Source organism: Nocardiopsis alba, assembly GCF_000710955.1.
GTDB lineage: Bacteria > Actinomycetota > Actinomycetes > Streptosporangiales > Streptosporangiaceae > Nocardiopsis > Nocardiopsis alba.
Genome location: NZ_BAZE01000009.1, coordinates 1 through 18,318, shown reverse-complemented (window position 1 = coordinate 18,318; position 18,318 = coordinate 1). Strand labels below are relative to the sequence as shown.

Annotated in this window: 14 protein-coding genes, 2 rRNA genes and 1 pseudogene; 6 read left to right on the top strand and 11 right to left on the bottom strand. The window is 69.2% G+C overall.

What is annotated here, in order from left to right:
* Nucleotides 1–8: 8 nt before the first annotated feature.
* The 6 genes from TR33_RS16840 to TR33_RS16815 form a co-directional block, all read right to left on the bottom strand.
* Entirely contained in the window at nt 9–920 is a 912-nt protein-coding gene (locus TR33_RS16840; protein WP_017536354.1) for an ABC transporter substrate-binding protein, read from the bottom strand.
* A 38-nt stretch (nt 921–958) separates the two neighbouring features.
* Entirely contained in the window at nt 959–1,630 is a 672-nt protein-coding gene (locus tag TR33_RS16835; protein WP_394297004.1) for an ABC transporter permease, read from the bottom strand.
* Nucleotides 1,631–1,635: 5 nt separating this feature from the next.
* On the bottom strand, nt 1,636–2,430 hold the full coding sequence (locus tag TR33_RS16830; RefSeq protein WP_042284062.1) for an ABC transporter permease: 795 nt from the start codon (nt 2,428–2,430) through the stop codon (nt 1,636–1,638).
* Entirely contained in the window at nt 2,427–3,542 is a 1,116-nt protein-coding gene (locus TR33_RS16825) for an ATP-binding cassette domain-containing protein (RefSeq protein ID WP_042284060.1), read from the bottom strand. Before TR33_RS16825 ends, TR33_RS16830 begins: the two co-directional genes overlap by 4 nt.
* Nucleotides 3,543–3,753: 211 nt before the next feature.
* Nucleotides 3,754–4,416 (bottom strand): HAD family hydrolase, encoded by a 663-nt coding sequence (locus TR33_RS16820; protein WP_014911316.1) that lies wholly within the window; start codon nt 4,414–4,416, stop codon nt 3,754–3,756.
* Between the two features lie 110 nt (nt 4,417–4,526).
* The gene (locus tag TR33_RS16815; RefSeq protein WP_042284057.1) at nt 4,527–5,270 is read right to left on the bottom strand and encodes an NUDIX hydrolase; all 744 of its coding nucleotides are present in this window, start codon (nt 5,268–5,270) and stop codon (nt 4,527–4,529) included.
* 136 nt (nt 5,271–5,406) lie between these two features.
* On the opposite strand from TR33_RS16815, the gene nadA reads away from it, so the two are divergent.
* Nucleotides 5,407–6,405: a quinolinate synthase NadA gene (gene nadA, locus TR33_RS16810; RefSeq protein WP_042284055.1), complete on the top strand. Its 999-nt coding sequence runs from the start codon at nt 5,407–5,409 to the stop codon at nt 6,403–6,405.
* A gap of 151 nt (nt 6,406–6,556) precedes the next feature.
* Nucleotides 6,557–7,954 carry an RNA polymerase sigma factor gene (locus tag TR33_RS16805; RefSeq protein WP_084570267.1) on the top strand — a complete coding sequence of 466 codons (1,398 nt, stop codon included), beginning with the start codon at nt 6,557–6,559 and terminating at the stop codon, nt 7,952–7,954.
* Between the two features lie 13 nt (nt 7,955–7,967).
* On the opposite strand, the gene TR33_RS16800 is transcribed toward TR33_RS16805, so the two are convergent.
* Complete coding sequence (locus tag TR33_RS16800; RefSeq protein ID WP_042284051.1) at nt 7,968–8,588, bottom strand: TetR family transcriptional regulator; 621 nt, start codon at nt 8,586–8,588, stop codon at nt 7,968–7,970.
* 362 nt (nt 8,589–8,950) lie between these two features.
* Here TR33_RS16800 and TR33_RS27550 point away from each other — a divergent pair.
* From TR33_RS27550 to TR33_RS16780, 4 genes and pseudogenes are all read left to right on the top strand, one after another.
* A pseudogene (locus tag TR33_RS27550) lies at nt 8,951–9,592 on the top strand (MBL fold metallo-hydrolase); the annotation flags it as partial.
* Nucleotides 9,593–10,157: 565 nt separating this feature from the next.
* On the top strand, nt 10,158–11,513 hold the full coding sequence (locus TR33_RS16790; protein ID WP_026125338.1) for a glycosyltransferase family 4 protein: 1,356 nt from the start codon (nt 10,158–10,160) through the stop codon (nt 11,511–11,513).
* A gap of 53 nt (nt 11,514–11,566) precedes the next feature.
* Nucleotides 11,567–12,295 carry a class I SAM-dependent methyltransferase gene (locus TR33_RS16785; protein ID WP_042284047.1) on the top strand — a complete coding sequence of 243 codons (729 nt, stop codon included), beginning with the start codon at nt 11,567–11,569 and terminating at the stop codon, nt 12,293–12,295.
* A complete protein-coding gene (locus TR33_RS16780) occupies nt 12,295–13,371 on the top strand; it encodes a prenyltransferase/squalene oxidase repeat-containing protein (RefSeq protein WP_017536362.1) in 1,077 nt (358 codons plus the stop codon). Before TR33_RS16785 ends, TR33_RS16780 begins: the two co-directional genes overlap by 1 nt.
* 78 nt (nt 13,372–13,449) lie before the next feature.
* Here the strand turns inward: TR33_RS16780 and TR33_RS16775 are convergent, their stop codons facing one another.
* The 4 genes from TR33_RS16775 to TR33_RS16760 form a co-directional block, all read right to left on the bottom strand.
* A complete protein-coding gene (locus tag TR33_RS16775; protein WP_042284044.1) occupies nt 13,450–16,812 on the bottom strand; it encodes a transglycosylase domain-containing protein in 3,363 nt (1,120 codons plus the stop codon).
* Nucleotides 16,813–17,085: 273 nt separating this feature from the next.
* Nucleotides 17,086–17,718 carry a class I SAM-dependent methyltransferase gene (locus TR33_RS16770; RefSeq protein WP_014912271.1) on the bottom strand — a complete coding sequence of 211 codons (633 nt, stop codon included), beginning with the start codon at nt 17,716–17,718 and terminating at the stop codon, nt 17,086–17,088.
* 157 nt (nt 17,719–17,875) lie between these two features.
* Nucleotides 17,876–17,991, bottom strand: a 5S ribosomal RNA gene (gene rrf, locus TR33_RS16765).
* 93 nt (nt 17,992–18,084) lie between these two features.
* A 23S ribosomal RNA gene (locus tag TR33_RS16760) occupies nt 18,085–18,318 on the bottom strand; the annotation flags it as partial.

Below are 18,318 nucleotides of genomic sequence, written 5' to 3'. Positions count from 1 at the left end.
GGTACCGCTCAGGCCAGGTTCTCGCCCTCCAGCCATTCTCGGGCGACGTCGGCGGGGCTCTCGTTGTCGACCATGACCTGCTCGTTGAGCCGGGTCAGTTCCTCTGTGGTCAGCGCGGCCGAAACGGTGTCGATCTTGTCCCGGGCCCGGTCGTCGACCTGGTCGGTGTTGATCAGCGGCGTGATGTTCTGCGCGCCGAAGAGGTTCTCCGGGTCCTCCAGGACGATGAGGTCCTCGACCGCGATCAGCGGGTCGGTGGTGAAGAGGTTGGCCGCCTGGATGTCGCCGTCGGAGAGCGCCTTGGTCAGGAGCGCGGCGTCCAGGGCGCGGAACCCGCCGAACTCGACGCCGTACACCGATTCCAGCCCGGGAACGCCCTGGCGTCTGGTCTCGAACTCGGGGGGCGCGCCGAGGGTCATGTCCCCGGCGACGTCGGCGAGGTCGGCGATGGTGGTGAGGTCGTTCTCCTCCGCGGTCTCGCGGGTGACGGTCACCGAGTCCTTGTTCTCGGCGCTGGAGGAGTCGAGGATCTCCAGACCGTCGGGGAGCGCCTCGGTGATGGCCTCGTTGGTCTCCGCTCCGTCACCGATCTCGGCGTCGGGGTCGAGGTAGAAGAGGATCCCGCCGTTGTACTCGGGGAAGAGCGAGAGCGCTCCGGACTCGATCTGGTCGTAGTACACCTCGCGACTGCCGATGTTGAGCTGATACTCGACGTCCACGCCCTCGGCCTCCAGGGCGCGTCCGTAGATCTCGGCGAGCAGGGTGCTCTCGGGGAAGTCGGCGGAGCCGATGACGATGGCTCCATCACCACCGCCCCCGCCTTCGGTGTCCTGGCCCTCCTCGAAGGGGTCGCTGCCGCCACAGGAGGTCAGCAGGACGGCCGCAAGGGGGAGCCCTATGAGGGCGAACCTCGTGTTCATGTGCGTTTCCTTAACTCTGAGATCGGTCGCCGATCCGTTCAGCGCGCCGCCACGGCCTCGGCCCGCAGTCCGGGTGCGACGAGGAGTCGCCGCAACCCGGCGAACAGGAGTGTGGTGAGCACGGCCAGCCCCACCACGAGTACGGAGCCGCCCAACAGCATCGACAGGTCCTGGCGCGCCTGCCCGTCGACGATGTAGCGGCCCAGACCGCCCACGCCGACGTAGGCGGCGATGGTGGCGGTGGCGATGACCTGGACGGCGGCGGTGCGCATGCCGAGCAGGATGAGCGGGGTGGCCACCGGCAGTTCGAGCTTGAACAGCACCTCGCGTCCGCGCATCCCCATGCCCAGGGCCGCGTCCTTGAGCCGGGCGTCCACGCCCCGCACCCCTTCGTGGGTGTTGACGAGGATCGGCGGTACGGCGAGCGCGACCAGGGCGCACACGACCGGGACCAGGCCGATGCCGGCCAACAGCACGATGAGGAAGAGCACGCCGATGGTGGGCAGGGCCCGGGCGAAGTTGGCGAGGCTGGTGGTGAGGAACCCGCCGACCCCGGTGTGGCCGGTCAGCAGGCCCACGGGGACGGCGATGGCGGCCGACAGTGCCAGGGCGAGCAGGGAGTAGTAGACGTGTTCGAGGACCCTGGTCGGGATCCCCGCGGGTCCGGTCCACTGGGCGGGGTCGCTGAACCAGTCGACCAGCAGGGTCATGACGTTCACGGTGATTCCCCTTGCTCGAGGGCGGCTCCGTCTCCGGCCGCGGCGGTCTCCGCCCGTACCGCCTTCTTGCGGAACGTACGTCCCCCGCCCGTGTGCGCCCAGGGGGTGAGCAGGCGTTGGGCGATCACGAGCACGGCGTCGGTGGCCAGTGCCAGCAGGACGATGAGGACGATGCCCACCACGATGGGCGCGTCGAACTGGCGGCGGAAGCCCTCACTGACGATGAGCTGTCCCAGACCGCCCAGGCCGACCAGCGAGGCGACGCTGACCATGCTGATGGTGGCGACCGACGCCACCCGCAGTCCGGCGATGATCACCGGTACCGCCACGGGCGTCTCCACGAACACCAGGCGGCGCAGTGGGCCGAAGCCCATGGCGACGGCGGCCTGACGAACGTGTTCGGGGACCTGGCGCAGACCGTCCACCACGTTGGGCAGCAGGATCACCAGTGTGTAGAGCGCGAGCGGTACGACCGCGGTCCAGTCGCTGAAGCCGGTGTAGGGCAGCATCAGGAAGAACAGGGCGATGGAGGGCACCGCGTAGAGCACGTTGACGCCGGTCAGGACCGGTGGGTAGACCGGTCTCCAGCGCACGCAGGCCAGCCCCAGCGGCAGCGCGATGATCAGCCCGATGAGAATGGACCCGTAGGCGAGCCGCATGTGCTCCAGTAGTCGGGGCAGGATGCCGCGGTTCGGGTCGCCCGGGTGGCTCCAGTCGGCCACCGCCCAGTCGACCACTCTCAGCACCCAGTCGAGGACTCCCGCTCCCCCGGACGCGTCCGCGGCGATCACTCGGACACCGACCAGATCGCGGCGCCCAGGTCCTCTTGGGAGACCACTCCGAGGACGGCGCCCTCGTCGTCGACGCCCACGGCGCGTCCCGCCGGGGAGAGCACGGCCGCGTCCAGCGCGGCGCGCAGCGAATCGGTGGCCACGTCGAAGGTGTGCCCGTAGGGGGCCATCTCCAGCGTTCCGAGTGTGAGGCCGGCGGGCTTGTCGATGAGCTGGGCGGCGTCGACCCATCCCAGGGGCGCGCGGTTCTCGTCGACGACGAGCACCCAGGGCTCACCGTCGCCCTCGACCACGTCGCGGGCCCGTTCGACCCGGTCCTCGGTGTCGAAGACGACGTCCTGACGTAGTGAGAGCTGCCGCGCGGGGAAGAAGGACAGGCGGCGCACCCCTCGGTCGTAACCCACGAAGGACTCCACGAAGTCGTCCACGGGGCGGGCCAGGAGGTGTTCGGGCGCGTCGTACTGGGCGAGCTCGCCGCCGGGTCGGAAGACCGCGATCCGGTCGCCCAGTCGCACCGCCTCGTCGATGTCGTGGGTGACGAACACGATGGTCTTGTGCAGTTCCTGTTGGAGGCGCAGCAGCTCCTCCTGGAGTCCGGCGCGTACGACGGGGTCGACCGCGCTGAAGGGTTCGTCCATGAGCAGGACCGGGGGGTCGGCGGCCAGCGCCCGGGCGACCCCGACCCGTTGTTGTTGCCCGCCGGAGAGTTGGTGGGGGTAGCGCTTGGCCTGGGAGACCTCCAGCCCGACCAGTTCCATGAGTTCGGCGGCGCGGGCCCGCGCCCTGCGGCGGTTCCATCCCAGGAGCAGGGGGACGGTGGCGATGTTGTCCAGGATGGTGCGGTGCGGGAAGAGTCCGGCCTGCTGGATGACGTAGCCGATGGAACGGCGCAGCAGGGCCGGGTCCTGGTCTCGGATATCGGCGCCGTCGATGCGGATGGTGCCGTGCGTGGGCTCGACCATGCGGTTGATCATCCGCAGAGAGGTGGTCTTGCCACTACCGGAGGGCCCCACGAAGACCGTCGTCCGTCCGGTCTCGACGGTCAGGTCCAGGCCGGCGACGGCGACGGTTCCGTCGGGGTAGATCTTGGCGGCGCCCTCGAACGTGATCATCGGGCTCTCCTTCGGGGGCGGATGGTGCGGTGATCGCCCGGGTTACGGGGTCCGGGAACGTCGGGCGGCCGGAGACCGTTGCGACGTTACCCGAGCATGCGATGGACAAACCGTTACGACGCGGTCCGTGATGGGACCGTCCACCATTTCCTACATTATAAGTAGGGAATATGTTCGCGAGGGCGCGCGCCGCATGGGGCGGGGCGGCACCTCAGGCCGCGCTCCGAGAGATCGCCCATGCGGCGAGACGGTGCAGATCGTCCACGATCACGTCGGCCTTCTCCGCCTCCGGGAAGGCCGCGTGACGGTAACCGTAGATCCCACGACGCAACAGGGCGGCGCTCATGCCGGCGGCCCGAGCGGGCAGGACGTCGTTGTCGACACGGTCGCCGACGTAGAGGATCTCCTCCGCGGAGATCCCGGGCGTGTGCTCGACCGCCAGTTCGAGGGTCCGATCGAAGAACCCGGAGGCGGGCTTGGCCACGCCCCAGGTGTCGGAGATGCCGATGCCGGCGACGCCGAGGTTCATCGACTCCAGCTTCGGACCGGCCTCGACCGGCTGGTTGCCCGCGATGAGGAGGGTCAGACCGGCCTCACGCATCGCGGCGAAGGCGGGACGCACATCGGGGTACAGATCGGACTCGCCGAAGTGCTCGCGTTCACCGTCGGGCTCCTCCGCGCGCCAACGGGCGCTCTCCGACTCCAGGTCGAAGCCGGGGACCAGGAGCCGGAACCCGTCGGTGAGGGTGCCTCCGGTGGCGATGACGCCACCGATGGTGCCGAAGAACGCCATGTGCGGGATCGCGAAACGGTCGGCCCAGCGCGCGAAGATGCGCGTCTCGTCGACCAGCGTCTCTCCGACGTCGAACACCACAGTACGAATTGCCACGATTAGGGAGTTTACACAGCGCCCTCTTCCGGTTCCTCCGCACGAGCGCCCCATCCGCGCGGGTGTGACGAGCGCCCCGCCGTGCGCCCGCGACCTCAGTTCGGGGGGCGCAGGACGGCGAAGGCGTCCGTGATCTCCAGTTCCCTCGCCCGAAAGCGGAAGAGCGCGGCGGGCCGCCCACCGGAGCGCCCCGAGGGCACGGAGCGACCGGTCTCCTCGATCTGCCCCCGCCGGATCAGGACGCGGCGCAGATTGGTGGCGGCCACGTCGTGTCCGAGGGCCGCCCGGTAGTAGCCGGACAGCTCGGACATGGTGAATTCGGGCGGGGCCAGCGCGAAACCGACGTTGGTGTAACTGAGCTTGGCGCGAAGGCGCCTCCGTCCGGAGCGGACGAAGGTGGCGTGGTCGAAGGCCATCGGAGGCAGATCGGCGGCGGGGTGCCAGCCGGTGTCGTCGGGCACCACGGGGTCGATGTGCGCGGGGACCAGCCCCAGGTAGGCGGTGGCGAGGGTGCGCCGCTGGGGGTCGCGGTCGGGGTCGCTGCGAGTCTCCAGTTGTTCGAGATGGTTCAGGTCGCGGACGTCGACCTTCTGGGCGAGTTGACGCCGGATCGAGGAGCCCAGGCTCTCGCACGCGCCGAGTCGCCCTCCGGGCAGGGCCCAGGCCCCCTCGAAGGGCGGTAGGGCCCGGCGCCACAGGAGGACGCACAGCTCCCCCGCGCGGATCTGGAGGACGACGGCGAGCGCCTCGTGCGCCGCGAGCGAACCTCCTCCGCCTCCGGAGCCGTTCGTGGCCGCTCCTACCGCGGCGGCCTGCCCGTTTACCTCCGAGATGTCCACCCTGTCCCTTCCGTTCCATGCCATGTTAAGCTTCAGCAGGTTTGTGCCTGCCAGACGAAAACCTGGTCTCGCGCACCGGTCTCCCAGGGCGCGGCGCCCGTAAGCCGCGTCCACAGCCTCAAGGAAGTAGTCGGACATGGCATCGGTCACCGCGACGGCGGACACCATGACCAGGCAGGAGTGGGCCGCCGAGGTCCGCCGCCTGGCGGACGAACGCGACGCTGTCATCCTCGCGCACAACTACCAGCGTCCGGAAATCCAGGACGTGGCCCACCACACCGGTGACTCCCTGGCCCTGTCCCGCCTGGCCGCCACGGTCGAGGCGAGCACGATCGTCTTCTGCGGCGTGCACTTCATGGCCGAGACCGCCAAGATCCTCGCACCCGAGAAGACCATCCTGCTGCCCGATCCGAACGCGGGCTGCTCGCTGGCCGACACCATCACCGCCGAGGACGTGCGGAACTGGAAGGCCCAGCACCCCGACGCGGTCGTGGTGGCCTACGTCAACACCACCGCGGCGGTCAAGGCCGAGACCGACATCTGCTGCACCTCCTCCAACGCCGCCGACGTCATCCGCTCCATCCCGGAGGACAAGGAGATCCTCTTCCTTCCGGACCAGTTCCTGGGTGCCCACGTCAAGCGGGTCACCGGCCGCGAGAACATCCACGTCTGGATGGGCGAGTGCCACGTGCACGCCGGCATCGACGGCCACACCCTGCGCGAACGCGTGGAGTCCGAGCCCGACGCCGAGGTGTACGTGCACCCCGAGTGCGGCTGTGCCACCTCCGCCCTCTACCTGGTCGGCAGCGGCGCGGTCCCCGAGGACCGGGTCAAGGTGCTCTCCACCGGCGGCATGCTCAGCGCCGCGGAGAAGACCAGCGCCTCCAAGGTGCTCATCGCCACCGAGACCGGCATGCTGCACCAGCTGCGCAACGCCAACCCGAACACCCGGTTCGAGGCGGTCAACTCCCGCGCCGAGTGCCACTACATGAAGATGATCGACGCCGACAAGCTCCTGGAGTCGCTGCGCCACGGCACCACCGAGATCACGGTCGACGCCGAGACCTCCGAGCGCGCGCGGCGTTCGGTGGAGCGGATGATCGCGATCGGTCAGCCCTCGCGCGGCGGAGAATGACCCTCTCGACCCGATACCGGTAACAGAAGTCTCACCTTCAGGACACAGGTGCTCGATTCCCGCGCACCACGCTCCCCCTGTCGCTAGCGTCACCACAGACGGCAGGGGGAGAATCGTGACCAGGGGCGACGAAAGAGACGAACCAACGGCGGTGTCGGCCGAGGCTCTTCACGATGCCCACGCCCCCGCGCTGTACCGGTACGCGTGGTCCCTGCTCGGCGACGGAGGCTCCGGAGGATCGGAGGACCCCGTCGCCGAGTCCGTGTACGAGGGACTCGTCGCCGGAGTGGTCTCCTTCTCCTCGCTCACCGACCCCGACGACCCGGGCCCCTGGCTCTACGCCCTGGTCCGCTCGGCCTGCCAGCGTCGTGGTCTGGGCCGGACCCACCCCTACACCGGACTGGCCACCGTCGCCGCCGAGGAGCCGGTGGCCCGCATGTTCTCCCGACTGCCCGCCAGCCAACGCGAGCTGGTCGAACTGACCCTGCGCCATTCCCTGCCCACCTCGGCGATCGCGCGGATCCTGGATCTGGAGCCCGGCATCTGCGGCGAGCTGTCCCGCACGGCGATCCGCCGCGCCGCCGAGGAACTCCACCAGGGCTCCGGAACCACACCCGAGCCCGCCGACGGAGAGGACCCCGAACCGAACGGCCCACTCTGGCGCGCCCAGGTGGAAGGGGTCACCGAGGCCCTGTCCCTGTTGTGCCCGCCGGGCCCGCCGCCCGGACTGCGCGAACGCGTCCTGGACGTCTGCGGCTCCCCCACCTCCGAGGCCGCCGCCGAACGACGACGGGTCGCCGCGCTCATGCGTCCACTGGCCGCGGACGGCTACCCCGTGCACAGAGCCCGCACCGACGGCGAGGCCCCCGCCGAAGCCCTCATCACGGAGCCGGCGCCGAACGTCCCGGTCTCTCCCAAGGCCCTGCCCGAGGATCGACTGACCACGCGGGACCATCCCGCCTACGAGGGCACCCGCTCCCTGCTCCCGGGCCCCGACCACGACCCGGCGTCCGATCTCCTGGCCGAGCGACGGCGGTGGCCGCTGCCCGCCGTCTCCGGTCTGGCCATGGTCGTGATCGTCCTGCTGCTGTGGTGGTGGGCGGGTGCCATGGGCGCGCCCCGGACACTGATCGACGCCGGGCCCGACGGTTCCCCGCCGAACAGTGAGAGCGGCGAGGTGGAGGCGCTCTCCACCGCCTCCGACGGTCGCCCCGGCGGGGCGCCCGACCCGGGCACGGACCCGGAGCGCTCCTCGACGCTCCCGCCCGACGAACCCGCCGGAACCGGGGCCGACCCCGACGAGCCACCCGAGGAGGGCGAGGACCACCCGGAGGAGGGAACGGAGCCCGCCCCGGGCCGGACCCCCGGCACACCACCGGACGCCCCCGCGCCGAACCCGCCCCCCGCCGACGAGGACGAGGAGCGGCCACCCTCGAACGAGGAGCCGGTGGAGGAGGATCCCGAGGAGGAACCGGGAGAGGAGACGCCCGTGAACGGCACGGGCGGTTTCCTCGACGGCCTGCTCGGGCTGTTGTTCGGCGGCGGCTGACCGGGGCCGCGTCTCAGAAGGAGGAGAGCAGCCGCTCCGCGGCCACGTGCAGACGCCGTTCGACCTCGTCGATGTCGCGGCGACCCTTGAGCACCTCCACCAACTCGAAGATCCACACGCTGGTCAGGGAGCCGGCCAGGACGTATCCGATGCTCTCCCGGTCCACCTCGACCTCCTCCCGCGCGTCGATCTCCTCGGCGGCCTCCAGGTCCCCCGTGGCGACCCGCCACACCAGGTCGGTGATGCGCACGTCCAGCTCGATCTTGACCTCGGCCATGATCAGGGATCGGATCAGCGCGTCGGCGAGTTCGGGCTCGCGCATGAGGCCGCGGGTGGCGCGCAGCAGGACGTCGACCGCGCGGCCGGAGGCGGTGTCGGAAGTGGGAGGACGACGGACGATGCCGCCCTCCAGGAGGTCGAGCTCCTCGGTGACCACGGCCACGACGAGATCCATCTTGGAGGGGAAGTACCGGTACAGGGTGCCCAGGGCGACCCCGGCGCGCTCGGCCACCGAGCGCATCTGCATGGCCTCGACGCCTCCGCGGACCGCCAGAGCGGCCGCGGTCTGGACGATGCGCCGACGACGCTGGGTCTGATTCCTCGTCATCGTTCCGATCGGTGCAGGCACCGCCACTGGGTCTCTCCCCTTCGTCGTCGGTCCGGGCACCTTCCGGTGGCCGCGGATCGAGGGTCGGCTCATCGGGGCCGGCACACCACCACCGGCCTTCATGAGAACACGTTATCTAACGGCTTCCCTCGCTCGCAGTGCTTCGAACCCATGATCCGCGCCTCATCGCCCGACGTGGCAAAGGCAATACGAGGTCTTGGCCCGGGCTTTCGGATCACCCGCCCGACCTGAGTAGAATACGTTCTATTTGCCTGGGCCGAAGGGTCTGGAACCCGTTCGCACCGCTTTGCCACCCCTCCCCTTCCTCTCGCACGGCCCCTCCCTAGAATAGAATCAGATTCGGTTTTCGATGGAGAGGTCGACCCGGGATGCGCGACGTTCCCCCACCGGAGGACTTGGGCGAAGGGCTGTGGAGCATCCCCGTGCCCGTCCCCGACAACCCGATCGGCTTCACCCACGTCTACGCCCTCCCCACCCCCGAGGGGCCCGTCCTCATCGACACCGGATGGAACCACGACACCTCCTGGGACGCTCTGGTCTCCGGTCTGGGGAAGGCCGGGCACACCGTCGACCGGGTCGTCGGCGCCGTCATCACCCACTTCCACAACGACCACTCCGGTCTCACCGGCCGACTGCGCGAGGCCTCCGGCGCCTGGATCGCCATGCACCCGCGCGACATCGACGTCCTCGACCGACTCTCCGAACACGACCCACGAGAACGCGCCGCCTCCGTGATCGCACAGATGACACGCGCGGGCTTCCCCGACGAGGACATCGAGGCCTTCCGGGCCTCCCCCACAGTCTTTCGACCCCCGGCCCGACCGGACCTGGCCCTGAACGACGGCGAGCGCGTTCCCGTCACCGGCCTGGACCTGCGCGCCGTATGGACCCCGGGTCACACCCCCGGACACCTGTGCCTGCATCTCCCCGACCGGGCACTGCTGTTCACCGGCGACCACGTCCTGCCCCGCATCACCCCCCACGTGGGCCAGTTCCCCCTCGACTCCCCCGAAGGCGACCCGCTCGGCGACTTCCTGACCGCACAGGCCGGGATCGGAGACCTCCCCGACGCCGACCGACTGCTATGTCTTCCCTCACACGAGACCCGCTTCACCGACCTGCCCGGACGCACCCGGCGGATCATCTCCCACCACGAGGAACGACTGACGGCCATGGCGGCCCTGCTCTCCCAGGGCCCCACCACACTGTGGGAACTCACCTCCCGGCTGGAATGGCGCCGCCCCTGGGAACACATGCGGATCACGGCCCGCCACATGGCCGCCTCCGAGACCGCCGCGCACCTGCGCACCCTGGAGGAGAGGAACCTGGCCACCCGAAAGGGCCCGATGGACCTGCCCCGATGGGTCGCCGTCGATCGATCGCATCGCCCCGAATAGGATTCCCTGGACCCGAAGCCCGACGCCGCCCCCGAATGAACTCACGAGTAACATATGGGGTACGCCCACACGGCCCGGCGGCGACCACGATCGCCCACGCGACAGCGCCCACCGGGGTCCGGAACACCGGCGGCACACGACGGCGCACGGGCACGCGACCCAACGAAGAGGTGGACTCTTGACCCAGTCGGGCACAAGCACGGGACCGACCCCACGGCCGTCCGGCGACCGCCCCCTGCGCGTCGCACTCCTGTCCTACCGGAGCAAGCAGCACGTGGGCGGCCAAGGCGTGTACGTACGCCACCTCTCCCGTGAACTGGCCGCCCTCGGCCACCAGGTCACCGTGTTCTCCGGACAGCCCTACCCCGTCCTGGACGAGGGCGTCACCTTGGAGAAGATCCCCTCCCTGGACCTCTACAACGACGCCGCCCCCTTCGTCGCCCCGCCCGTACGCGAGTGGCGCGACTGGATCGACGTCCTGGAGGTCGCCACCATGTGGACCGCCGGATTCCCCGAACCCCTCACCTACTCCCTGCGCGCCAACCGCGAACTGCGCCGCCGCCTCGGCGAATTCGACGTCGTCCACGACAACCAGACCCTGGGCTGGGGACTCCTCGGCATCAAATCCGCCGGCATCCCCCTGGTCACCACCATCCACCACCCCATCAGCGTCGACCGCCGCATCGAACTCGACGAGGCCAAGGGACTCCAGAAACTCTCCAAACGCCGCTGGTACGGGTTCGTCAAGATGCAGGCCAAGGTCGCCCGCAGGCTCGACCCGATCCTGGTCCCCTCCCGCTCCTCCGCCGACGACATCGCACGCGAGTTCGGCGTCGCCCCCGAGGCCATGGAGGTCACCCCCCTGGGCGTGGACACCCGCCACTTCCACCCCCGTCCCGACGTGGAACGCGTCCCCGGACGCATCGTGTGCACCGCCAGCGCCGACAGCCCCCTCAAGGGCGTGGGCGTCCTGTTGCGCGCCGCCGCCCGACTGGCCGCCGAACGCGACGTCTCCCTCACGATCGTCAGCAGGCCCCGCCCAGGCGGCCCCACCGATCTCCTCGTCGACGAACTCGGCCTACGCGATCGCGTGGAGTTCGTCAGCGGCATCGACGACGAGGAACTGGGACGCCTCATCTCCGGCGCGCAGATCGCCGTCGTCCCCTCCTTCTACGAGGGCTTCTCGCTCCCCGCCGTGGAGGCCATGGCCTGCGGCACCCCGCTGATCGCCAGCCACGCGGGCGCCCTCCCCGAGGTCGTCGGCACCGACGGTGACGCCGGCCGCCTCATCCCCCCGGGCGACCCCGAACGACTGGCCGACGAACTCGCCGCGCTGTTCGACGACGACGCCGAACGCGAACGCATGAGCGCCGCCGCCTGGCGCCGCGTCCAGGAACGCTTCACCTGGAAGGCCGTGGCCGAACTGACCGCGCGCCGCTACGCCACCACCATCGACGCCGTCAAGGGCACCGAGGCCCACGCCGAGGACGACCGTACGCCCGCGCCCGAGCGGGCCCGCGCCAACGGCGCCTGACCCGACCGGCCTCGCACACCACGTCCCACAGCATCGTCCCTAGGGAGCCTCCACTGATCACCGTCGACTTCAACCTGTTCCCCGTCGGTCCGGGCCACCGCGTTCTCGACCTGGGCTGCGGCGGCGGCCGCCACGCCTTCGAGATCTACCGCCGCGGCGCCGACGTGGTCGCCTTCGACCAGAACGTGAGCGACCTCGCCGAGGTCGAGACCATGTTCGCCGCCATGCGTCACGAGGGAGAGGCCCCCGAGGCCGCCTCCGCCGAGACCGTCAAGGGCGACGCCCTCGACATGCCTTTCGACAACGACCACTTCGACCGTGTCGTGGCCGCGGAGATCTTCGAGCACATCCCGCACGACACCGCCGCCATGAAGGAGCTGTACCGGGTCCTCAAGCCCGGAGGCATCGCCGCCGTCACGGTCCCCGGCTTCCTGCCCGAACGCCTCTGCTGGGCCCTCTCGGAGGAGTACCACACCAACGAGGGCGGCCACATCCGCATCTACACGCGTGCCGAACTGGAGGCCAAGCTCAAGGCCACCGGCTTCGAGATCGGCCCCCACCACCACGCCCACGCCCTCCACTCCCCCTACTGGTGGATCAAGTGCGCGGTCGGCACCGACAACAACGACCACCCGCTGGCCAAGGCCTACCACGACCTGCTGGTCTGGGACATGCTCCAGGCCCCCAAGGTGACCCGGGTGGCCGAGCGGCTCCTCAACCCGGTCATCGGCAAGAGCGTCATCGTGTACGTCCGCAAGCCGCTCACCGACGCGGCCTCCTGATGTCCGCCGTGCCCGCCCCGCCGGCCTCCACACCCCTCCACCTCCCCGGGGTCCTGCGCGCCGAACAGCTCCACCGGAACGCGGACTACCTGGCCCGCGCCCAAGAGCCCGAAGGCGCCATCCCCTGGTTCCCCGGCGGGCACACCGACGTGTGGGACCACGTGGAGTGCGCCATGGCCCTGACCGTGACCGGACTGCTCCACCCCGAGCACGCCGAGGCCGCCCGACGCGCCTACCTGTGGCTGGACACCTGCCGTCACCCCGACGGCGGCTGGCCCGCCAAGTTCCGCCAAGGCGTCCCCGTCACCCGGCTGCGCGAGGCCAACCACGCCGCCTACCCCGCCGTGGGCGTGTTCCACCACCTGCTCACCACCGGCGACACCGCCTTCGCCGAACGAATGTGGCCGGTGGTGGAGAGCGGACTGGAGTTCGTCCTGGGGCTGCGAGGCGAGCACGGGGAGATCCTCTGGGCCCGCTCCGAGGACGGCTCCCCCGGCGACCACTCCCTGCTCACGGTGTGCGCCAGCGTCCACCACGCGCTCCGCTGCGGAACCGCTCTGGGGGCACGACTGGGCCGGGAGCGCCCCGAATGGCGGACGGCCGCCGACCGGCTCTCACTGCTCATCAACGAGCGCGAGGACCTGTTCTCCGACCGCGGCCGCTTCTCGATGGACTGGTTCTACCCGATCCTGGGCGGCGCCGTACGCGGGGAGGCCGCCAAGGAACGCATCGCCGAACGCTGGGACACCTTCGTCGTCCCCGGCTTGGGGGTGCGCTGCGTGAGCGACCAGCCCTGGGTGACCGCCGCCGAGTCCTCCGAACTCGTCCTGGCCCTGGCCGCCATGGGAGAGATCGACCAGGGGATTCGGATCCTCCGGGACGTACAACACCTGCGCGACGCCGATGACGGCGTCTACTGGACCGGCTACCAGTTCGCCGAACAGGTCCGATGGCCGGTGGAGCGCAGCACCTGGACCTCGGCCGCCGTCATCCTGGCCGTGGACGCTCTCACCGGCACCACACCGGGTTCCCGGGTCTTCCTGCACGGATGGGACCGGGCGCCGGACGCCGCCTGAGACACGAACCCGTCTCGCGACACCACGAAGGGCCCCGTACCGCCTGGTACGGGGCCCTTCGTGGTCATCACCCCTGGATCAGGGGCCTTCCTCACCTCGACCGGGCGGGATATCGGGGAAACCCGTCTCCGGCTCGTCCGGCGGCGGCCAGTCCGGCTCCTGCGGCTCGGTCGGCGGTTCGATCGGCTCCTGAGGTTCCTGCGGTTCCTGAGGCTCTTGCGGTTCCTGAGGTTCCTGCGGTTCCTGAGGCTCTTGCGGTTCCTGAGGTTCCTGCGGCTGCTGGGTGGCCGGGTCCGGCGCCCAGTTCTCCGTGTTCCCGCTGAACTCCGGGCTCGGGAAGGATCCGCGCTCGTACCCCTCCATCGCCCGGGTCATGTAGCGGTTCCACATCGTGGCGGGCAGTCCACCACCGGAGATGTTGTGCCCCGGGATACTGAAACTCTCGTTGTTCCCGCTGTAGACACCCACCGCCGTGGACAACTGCGGGGTGTACCCCACGAACCACGCCGCCACGCTGCCGTCGGTCGTACCGGTCTTACCCGCGACCGGGTGGTCCCACAGCCGCGCGGCCGTACCGGTACCGCTGTTGACGACCTGCTCCAGGGCGTAGGTGACGTCCGCCGCGGTGGAGTCCTTCAGGGCCCGCTCGCCCTCCACCTCGGGACGCTCGTTCTCCCCGTCCTGGTTGACGATCTCCCGGATGACGTGCGCCTCCATGTGCACGCCACCGTTGGCGAAGGTCGCGAACCCACTGGCCTGGTCGATCGGACGGACGCTGGTCGCGCCCAACGGCATGACCGGCACGAGCTGGTTGTCGTCGATGCTGCCCTCGGGCAGACCCACGTCGTAGGCGGTCTGACGGATCTCCTCGAACCCGACCTCCTGCGCCAACTCCACGAAGCCCAGGTTGTTGGAGACCTGGGTCGCCTGGGTCAGCGTCATGACGCCACCCGGAGAGTTGCCCGCGTTCTGCACCCGGGACCCCTGGATGTCGCGCGGCCCACGACCGTCCACCGTGGAGTTGAGCCCATAACCCTGCTCCAGGGCGGTGGCCAGCACGTAGGGCTTGAACGCCGAACCGGCCTGCGCGGCGCCCAGGAAGGAGCTGTCGTACTGGTTCTCGATGTAGTCGTGCCCACCGTAGAAGGCCACGACCTCACCGGTCGCCGGATCGATGGTGCTCACCCCGATGTTCACGCCCTCGGGGAGGTTCTCCTGAGGAACCATCTCCTCGACCGTCTCGTAGGCCGCGTCCATCATGTCCTCGTCGAAGGTCGTGACGATCTTGTAGCCCTGACGGTTGACGTGGTCCTCGGTGTAGCCGAGCCGGTTCAGCTCGTTCATCGCCTCCTGGAGCATGTAGCCGTTGTAACCGGACACGTCGGCGCCGGTCATGGAGCGCTCCGGCTCGGGGGCCGGGAACTCCATCTCGTCGGCCTCCTCCTGGGTGATCGCCCCGGTGGTGACCATGCCGTCGACGACGTACTGCCAACGGTTCTCCATCGCCGGCGTGGTCTCGACGTCGGCGTAGCCGAAACGGGTCGGCTGCTGAATGGCCGCGGCCAGGAAGGCCGCCTCGCCGGGGGTGATCTCCTCGACGTCCTTGTGGTAGTACGCCTGAGCGGCGGCCTGGACACCGTAGGCCTGACGACCGAAGTAGATGGTGTTGAGGTACTGCTCCATCACCCACTCCTTGTCCTCGCTCTGGTCCACCTTGATCGCGATGATGATCTCCTGGACCTTGCGGGACACGGTCTGCTCCAGCGACACCCCTTCGTAGTAGTTGCGCACCATCTGCTGGGTGACGGTCGAGCCGCCCTGGACCTGCTCACCGCTGACCGTCGACCACACCGCACGCATGGTGCCGCTCAGCGAAACACCGGGCTCGTCCCAGAAACCGCGGTCCTCGGCGGAGATGACCGCCTCGACGACGTGGTCGCCACCGGCGACCATCCGGTCGTAGTCGATCACCTCACGGTCGGTACCCCGGTAGGCGAACTCGGTCTCCCCATCGGAGAAGTAGAAGGTCGAGCCCTGCTCCACGGCGTCGGCCTTGGCCGCGTCCGGGACCTCCACGGTCATGTAGAAGAAGGCGAACACACCGCAACCGGTCACGATCATCAGACCGATCACGATGAGGACGACCCGCAGAATCCGCCACCACAGCGGCTTCTTCGCGCCCTTCCCCTTCTTCTTGCCGTTCTTTCCGCCGCCCGACCCCTGCGAGCCTTCAGGGCCGTCCTTCGGACCATCGGGCCCACCGGGTCCACCCGTGCCCGCGCCGCCGGTGGCGGCCCCGGCCACACCCGCGGCCCCCGCGGCTCCGGCGACGGCACCCACCACGCTCGTGGCATCGCCGTCGCCCTTGGACTCCTCCTCCGACACGTAATCGGACAGACGTCGAGGCTTCGGCCACAGGGATCCGTCGCCATCCGCCTCGGAGTTCGTCTCGGACTCCCCAGGGCCCGTGTCCTCGGTCTCGGCGGGGGTGGACGGCTCGGTGCCGCCCCCTTCCTCACCGGAGGCCCGGTCCGTGAGCGGACCTCCCACCGGCATGGCCTCGGTCCGCGGGGCCTCCTGCTCGGAGTCCTTCTTCGGAGGGGTGAAGGGAAGAGTGTTCGGACCGGCGTCGGCCTCGGCCGGCTCCGTGTCCTTCTCGGAGGCCTCCGCCCCCTCGTCCGTGTTCACCGAGGCCGCGGAGGCGACGGCGTCCGCCGATTCCGCGCTCCGGTCCTCGGGTCTTCCCGGTTCCTCCGCCGACACCGGTTCCGAGGTCTGCGTCCCGGAGGGCTCCGGGCCCCCCTGGGGGCTCTCATCATCAGCCGAGGACGAGGGATCCTCGTCGTCGGCCGCGGAGGCCGTCTCCGATGCCCCGGAGCCACTCGCGGAGGACTTCTCCGGGTCCTCGTCGGGCTCGCCCTTCGAAGTAGTGGGCTCGCCGTCGAGGGCCGACCCGTCGGACACGCCGTCGGCCTCCTCCACGGAGGGGGCGGAGGAGGTGGTCGTGTCGGTGTCGTCGTTCCCGGCCTCGTCGGTCCGGTCGCTCGTGTCGGTCTCGTCCTCGGCGGACGCCCCCTTGGAATCCCCGGAGGCCTCTTCCGTCGATTCTCCCCCTAGTTCGAAACCCTGTTCCGCGAGGGTCTGCGCCACCCGGTCGCGGAAGAAGGTGCCACTGGTCTTGAACGCGGAGGCACCCGCGATGAATTCGGGTTCGGGCGTCTCCCCGCCCCCCGAGTCCTCCTCTACGGATGAGTTCCCATCGGATTGATTCTCATCGGTAGCGGGTAGGTCACTCCGGGGTGTCGTCTGATTGGACAGTTCCTCGGTAGAGGTGTCTTTCGTCTCCGGCGTGTTCGACTCGGGACGCTGTCCATCCGTCCCGTCGTTGCCGCGTGTGCTCTCGCTCAGCTCCCCGCCCCCATGGCAAATCACGTCCGGCACTGTGCCGTCCTGCTATTCGACGCGCGAGTGCCCCTGATCGTTCAGTTCGAGTCAGGTCTGAAGCGGTATTCCGGGGAAAATCGCCACCATCGCTCCACCCTCACCGCCACGATACCCGCCCGTAACCGCGCTAAGGTCGAATCCGTAACCGCGCGGTGACTTCTTACCCAAGGCTTACCCTTACCCGGCGTGTTCTGCGTGACGTACTCATCACCCTGTGATCCACACCAAGGGGAACGGGGCCCGGGAGACGAGCCCCGAAGATCCTCGGAATCAGGAAGTGCGTTCGAGGACACGCATGGAACCGACCACGCGCACCTCCTCGAAACGCCCACTGTCCAAGGCCCGGCGGTAGATGTTGTACGGAGGGCGACCGCCGTCCGCGGGGTCGGGAAAGACGTCGTGGATGACCAGGGCCCCTCCGATCGCGATGTGCGGGGTCCAACCCTCGTAGTCGTTCTGGGCGGCCTCCTCGCTGTGACCACCGTCGATGAACAGCATCCCGAGCTCGGTGCCCCAGATCGCGGCCACCGCCACCGAGGCGCCCGCGATCGCGATGACCTCGTCGTCCAGCCCCGCCTCGGTGATGGTCCGCCGAAAGTGCGGGAGGGTGTCGAACCTCTTCGTCACCGGGTCGATGAGGGTGGGGTCGTGGTACTCCCAGCCCTCCTGGTGCTCCTCCGAGCCCCGATGGTGGTCGACCGTGACGACCTTGGCACCGCTCACCCGGGCGGCGGCGCCGAGGAAGACCGTGGACTTGCCACAGTAGGTACCGATCTCCACGATGGGACCGCGATCGGCGTAGGCCAGGGCCGTCTCGTACAGGGCCAGACCCTCGTCCGTGGGCATGAAGCCCTTGGCCGCCTCGGCTGCGGTCAGGAGCTCCGCGGGAATCGTCTTCGTCATGACGGAATTCTCCCACTCCCTTGAACGAGGCCTCCCACCGCACCGTTCACAAGGAACTTCCGGGCACAAAAAAAGGGGGGCACCCCAAGGCACCCCCCAACACACAAAAAAGAAAGGGACACCCCCACAACAGGGGCGCCCCTCTCTCCAAGAAAAACCGTGGCAGCGACCTACTCTCCCACCCCACCACAGGGCAGTACCATCAGCGCAAAGAGACTTAACGACCGGGTTCGGAATGAGACCGGGTGTGACCCTCCAGCAATAACCACCACGGAAACCAACCCCCACACCCCAGACCACCCACCAGGCAACCAGGACACGGGGAAAAATCCGTGAAAAATGTGCGCGAACATCCAATTATCTGCAGCGGACAAGCCCTCGGCCTATTAGTACCGGTCAGCTCCACCCCTCACAAGGCTTCCACACCCGGCCTATCAACCCCGTCGTCTACAGGGAGCCTTACCCTCTCAAAGGAGGCAGGAGACCTCATCTCGAAGCAGGCTTCCCGCTTAGATGCTTTCAGCGGTTATCCCTCCCGAACGTAGCCAACCAGCCATGCCCTTGGCAGGACAACTGGCACACCAGAGGTTCGTCCGTCCC

Coding starts and splice junctions, on each gene's coding strand:
- TR33_RS16835 (WP_394297004.1), bottom strand. CDS start 1,630: ATGACCCTGCTGGTCGACTGGTTCAGCGACCCCGCCCAGTGGACCGGA.
- TR33_RS16840 (WP_017536354.1), bottom strand. CDS start 920: ATGAACACGAGGTTCGCCCTCATAGGGCTCCCCCTTGCGGCCGTCCTG.
- TR33_RS16825 (WP_042284060.1), bottom strand. CDS start 3,542: ATGATCACGTTCGAGGGCGCCGCCAAGATCTACCCCGACGGAACCGTC.
- TR33_RS16770 (WP_014912271.1), bottom strand. CDS start 17,718: ATGACGAAGACGATTCCCGCGGAGCTCCTGACCGCAGCCGAGGCGGCC.
- nadA (WP_042284055.1), top strand. CDS start 5,407: ATGGCATCGGTCACCGCGACGGCGGACACCATGACCAGGCAGGAGTGG.
- TR33_RS16780 (WP_017536362.1), top strand. CDS start 12,295: ATGTCCGCCGTGCCCGCCCCGCCGGCCTCCACACCCCTCCACCTCCCC.